We start from the raw sequence: 4,401 nt of genomic DNA, 5'->3' as shown, positions 1-4,401 counted from the left end.
GCGCCCCCAACTCCCCCCCCCCACCCGCCCGCCCGCCCCCCGGGGGGGGGGGGGCCCGCCCGGTGCCGCGATCCGCGCCTCCGGGGGCTCCACCACCATGCTCCGGACCACCTGCGGGACGAGACCCGTCGCCGACGCGACCGGACGCTGCGTCCGCTGCGCGGCCCTGCACCGCCCCGTTGCTCCGCGTCCGGGCAGGGCGGAAACCGGTCACGGTGCCCGGAAGGACGCTGCCCCGGCTCCGCTGCGGCGGCCGGCCGGGAAGGTGTACCGCAGCAGGGTTCGCCCTCCTTTTCCCTGGTGGTCCGTGCTTCCCGTGTCCGGTCGGGTCGGCCTCCGCGACGCCTCCCTTGTCGAAAGAGTGACGCTTTTCGGCCATCTGGCGCAGTACGCGGTAACAGGAAGCACAGCGTCCCGCTGTGTCCCGGCCGAGTCGGTTCCCCCGGCAGCGCCGGCTTCCGGACCGAGGGGAGACGTCCATGAGCCTGCTGGAGCTGATCGCTCTTGCCGACGAGCGGGGGCTGGCCGCGAGCGGCGTCGCCTGCCTGGACCGCTGCCTGCCGCTGCTCACCGACGGTGACGCGCCGGAGCCCCTGCGCCCGCTCTGGGCGAGCTGCGAGGACGGTCAGGAATGGGCCGGCCGGCTGGCGGCCGTCCGGGAGGCCGTCGAGGACGTGGACGTCACGGACGCCACGGCCGTCCAGGTCCGCGCGATGCTGGCGGCCGCGCCCTCCGACTTCACCGCGGGGCCGTTGCGGGAATGGGCCGACGCCTGCTCCTACGTGGCCCTGGACGTCCACCGGCGGTTCGACGCCCCGGGCGGGGACGTGGACGGCTCCGGACTGCTGCTGCGCTGCCGCACGGACGCTCCCGAGGGTGGCGGCCCGCTCCTCACGGGCGAGCTGCGCCGGCAGATCCGGATCCTGGAGGTGCTCGCCGAGACCTCGGGCACGGTCGGCAGCGGGGCGGGTCTGCTCCGGGTGCTCGACCTGTCGACCGAGGGCCGCCGTGTCCTGCGCGCGGTGATGGCACGCCGGACCCGTGGCCGCGCCTGAGCCGGACCGCACACGGACCGGCCCAGGGCGGGGACGTCTTCCGCGCCTGCGGTCCGGGGGCGGGAGGACGGCCTCCGCGCCTGCGGAGCCGGGCCGTCAGGTGCGGCGGAACGCCCGTATGCCCGGGAACCCTGTGACGTTTCCGCCCGCTTCGGCGCAGAGGGAGATGGGCGGGCGCCACCGGGCCGGACGACGGCACGGAGACGGGTGCCGCGACCAGGCGCCGAGTGGAGATGTGTGGGCAAGGGCGGGGAGCAGCGTCGCGGGCGGTCGTACGACGCCGAGCTCACCGCTGCCGTCGAGCGTGCCCAGCAGGGTGACGAGGACGCCTTCGCCGTCGCCTACCGGATCGTGCATCCGGGTCTCCTCGGTTACGTACGGGGCCTCGTCGGTGAGGACGCCGAGGACGTCGCCTCCGACGCCTGGCTCGAGATCGCCCGGGACCTGGGGCGCTTCCGCGGCGACGGCGCCGGCTTCCGGGGCTGGACGGCGATGATCGGCCGTCACCGCGCGCTCGACCACTTACGGAGACAGGCCCGCCGGCCGCGCACCGCGCTGCTGGAGCAGGACGTGCTGCAGATGCCCGGAGAGCACGACACGGCGGCCGCCGCGCTGGAGGCCCTGTCCACCGAGGCCGCACTGGCGCTGATCCGGACCCTGCCGCGCGAACAGGCCGAGGCGGTACTGCTGCGGGTGGTCGTCGGCCTGGACGGGCCGGCGACGGCGCGGGTCCTCGGCAAGCGTTCGGGGGCGGTGCGCACCTCCGCCTACCGCGGGCTCAAGCGGCTGGCCGAGCAGGTGATCCGCGGCGGCGGAGGGACGACCGCGTCGGGCCCGGAGCGGCGCACGCCCGGTGACGCGTCATGACGCACGCGTCCCCGCCCCCGCCGGAACCCGAGGACCTGCCGGACCACCTCGGACAGGCCCCTTCCCCCGGACCCGGGCGAGGCCCCGCGGCGGCCCGCAGCGAAGGCGAGGAACGGGCGCTCGTCGCGTTCCGCTCGGCACGCGACGGCGGAGCGTACGCGCCGGTCTCCCCGTTGCGGCGCATGCGGCGCCGGCGCGACGACTGGCGGCCCGGGCCCCGGCAGCGGGCCGGGCGCCGGTTGCGGACACTGCTCGGCGGACTGGTGGCCGCGGTGGCACTGGGCGGAGTCGCGGTGGCTGCCGGGCCGGGGGTGATGCCTGCGCTGTTCGGAGGACCCGGCCCGCGTGACCCGCGTCCGGCCCCCACTGCTTCGGCGCCGCCCGCGGAGCCTTCTCCGCATCCGGACGGCCACGCGACCCCGCACGGCCCCACGCGGATACCGTCCGGCCCCGCCTCCACCCCGGCCCCGCCCCCTCCCACCGTCGGTGGCCGTGACCGGGCGCGGGGCGAGGCCGGCCTCTGCACGGCGTACCGCAGGGCCGTGAGCAGGGGGAAGGCCGCCGGTACAGCGGCTTCCGAGCGGCTGGCGGCGGCCGCGGGGAGTCCTGCGGCGGTGCCGGCGTACTGTGACGCGCTGCTCGGGAAGCCGTCCGCGGGTGCGCCGGCTCCGGGAGCGGGCAAGCCGTCCGCGGGTGCGGCGGCCCCGGGCTCGCAGGGGGCGGCCGGCACGGCGCGGAACACCGGGCGCCCGGCGGCGGCGGGCGCAGGACGTGCGGGGGAAGGCTCCCACGGCAGCGCGAACAGCAACGCGAACGGCGGCCCGAACGGCGGCCCGAAGAGCGATCACGGCCGGGGCGGGGCGTCCGCTCGCTGAGCCGCCGGGCTGCACGAGGGAGGGACGGGACGCGTGTCGCTCCTGGTGGCGACGAGTCCGGACGAGGACGGCTGCGAGGTGGGACGCGCGGCCTGATGGGCAGGCGCAGCCCTGTCGGCCCGTGCGGCCGGGCCGCGTCGCCGCTCGGGCCGGTTGCTGCCGCCCCGCCCTCCGGCTGACCCCGTGCCGCATGTCCCGCCCCGGCGCCGACAGCACTCACGTGCCGTAGGCGGTGGAGCGCTTTCCGCCGCCACGCGGTAGTCGGGAGCCGGGTGCCGGGCCTCGGCTCGGCGCGGACGCCGACGCGGTCGGGAAGACCGGGAACGCGAGCCGGGGGAGTGGGACGACGACCGGGGCCGCCACCCCCCACAGGAGAGGCCCCGGCCGTCTTCCACGGAGCCGCAGTGCGACCCCGTACTCATGTCAGCGCCAGGAGTGCGTTTTCTGTCACACCGCACTGCGTCAGGAAACAGTTGCAGGTTGTACAAGTCGTGGACGCGGTACCGCCCGACCACGTAGCGTGCTGGGACGCGCAGGGTGGCGCGGCAGTGATGACCAGCTGCGATACGGATCAGCAGGGCGGGTTGGGGAAGTGCTGGGGGACGACGCGGAGCTGACCGCCGCGGTGCTCGCGGCACAGGACGGGGACGAAAACGCTTTCCGTACTGTGTACCGCGCCGTGCACCCGCGGTTGCTGGGCTACATACGGACACTGGTGGGGGAGCCCGACGCCGAGGACGTGGCGTCCGAGTCCTGGTTGCAGATAGCCCGTGACCTCGACCGCTTCAGCGGGGACGCCGACCGGTTCCGCGGCTGGGCGGCCAGGATCGCGCGCAACCGGTCGCTCGACCACATACGGATGCGGGGCAGGCGCCCCGCGTCCGGCGGCGACGAGAGCGAACTGATGGAGGAGCCGGCCGCCTCGGACACGGCGGGCGAGGCTCTGGAGTCCCTGGCGACCGGCCGTACGCTGTCCCTCATCGCGCAGCTGCCGCAGGACCAGGCGGAGGCCGTCGTGCTCCGGGTGGTCGTCGGCCTGGACGCGAAGAGCGCCGCCCGGACGCTGGGCAAGCGCCCCGGGGCGGTGCGCACGGCCGCGCACCGGGGGCTCAGGCGGCTGGCGGAACTGGTCGGGGCCGACCACGCCGCGCAGGACACGGTTGCGGCGGGACCGGAGCTGGGCGCCGTGCCCGCACAGCGCCCCGGCCGCGACGGTGAGGCGGCGCCCGCCGGTGTGACGCATTCGCGTCCGTGGACGCAGAAGGACATGTGATGGCCGACGAGCAGGACGAGTGGCTCGACGGGAGTGCGGCGGAGTCCCTGCTCCGCGGCGACTTCGTCGAACCCGTCGGCGACCACGCCAGGGCCGGGAGCCGGCGCCTGGAGGCAGCGCTGCGCGCGGTGCGGACCCCCCGTCCCTCCGCCGGGGAACTCCCCGGCGAGGCGGCCGCGCTGGCCGCGTTCCGCGAGGCCCGCGCCGGTGGGCGCGGCGCCGCGGCGAACCCGGCCGTCCCGGCGGAGCGGGACGACGCCCCCCGAACCGTACGGATCGACGGGGCCCACACCCCGCCGTCCCGGCACCCGCGCTGGACCCGGCCGCTCCG

Annotated in this window: 3 protein-coding genes and 1 pseudogene; all 4 read left to right on the top strand. The window is 76.7% G+C overall.

Features of this window, described 5'->3' with window-relative positions; all coding sequences use genetic code 11:
• The first annotated feature begins 479 nt into the window (after positions 1 to 479).
• Entirely contained in the window at positions 480 to 1,055 is a 576-nt protein-coding gene (locus tag ABZ371_RS29460) for a hypothetical protein (protein ID WP_358685242.1), read from the top strand.
• Between the two features lie 237 nt (positions 1,056 to 1,292).
• On the top strand, positions 1,293 to 1,922 hold the full coding sequence (locus ABZ371_RS29455) for an RNA polymerase sigma factor (protein WP_358685240.1): 630 nt from the start codon (positions 1,293 to 1,295) through the stop codon (positions 1,920 to 1,922).
• 1,467 nt (positions 1,923 to 3,389) lie between these two features.
• The gene (locus tag ABZ371_RS29450) at positions 3,390 to 4,070 is read left to right on the top strand and encodes an RNA polymerase sigma factor (protein WP_358685238.1); all 681 of its coding nucleotides are present in this window, start codon (positions 3,390 to 3,392) and stop codon (positions 4,068 to 4,070) included.
• Positions 4,070 to 4,401: pseudogene (locus ABZ371_RS29445) on the top strand (hypothetical protein); the annotation flags it as partial. The gene ABZ371_RS29450 and the pseudogene ABZ371_RS29445, both read left to right, overlap by 1 nt.

Source organism: Streptomyces sp. NPDC005899, assembly GCF_040629645.1.
In the GTDB taxonomy this organism is placed as follows: domain Bacteria; phylum Actinomycetota; class Actinomycetes; order Streptomycetales; family Streptomycetaceae; genus Streptomyces.
Note: the sequence above shows the minus strand (reverse complement) of the source record. Positions and strands in the feature narration are given on the sequence as shown.

Bases quoted from the DNA above. Each gene is read 5' to 3' on its own strand.
- ABZ371_RS29460 (WP_358685242.1), top strand. From the start codon at position 480: ATGAGCCTGCTGGAGCTGATCGCTCTTGCCGACGAGCGGGGGCTGGCC.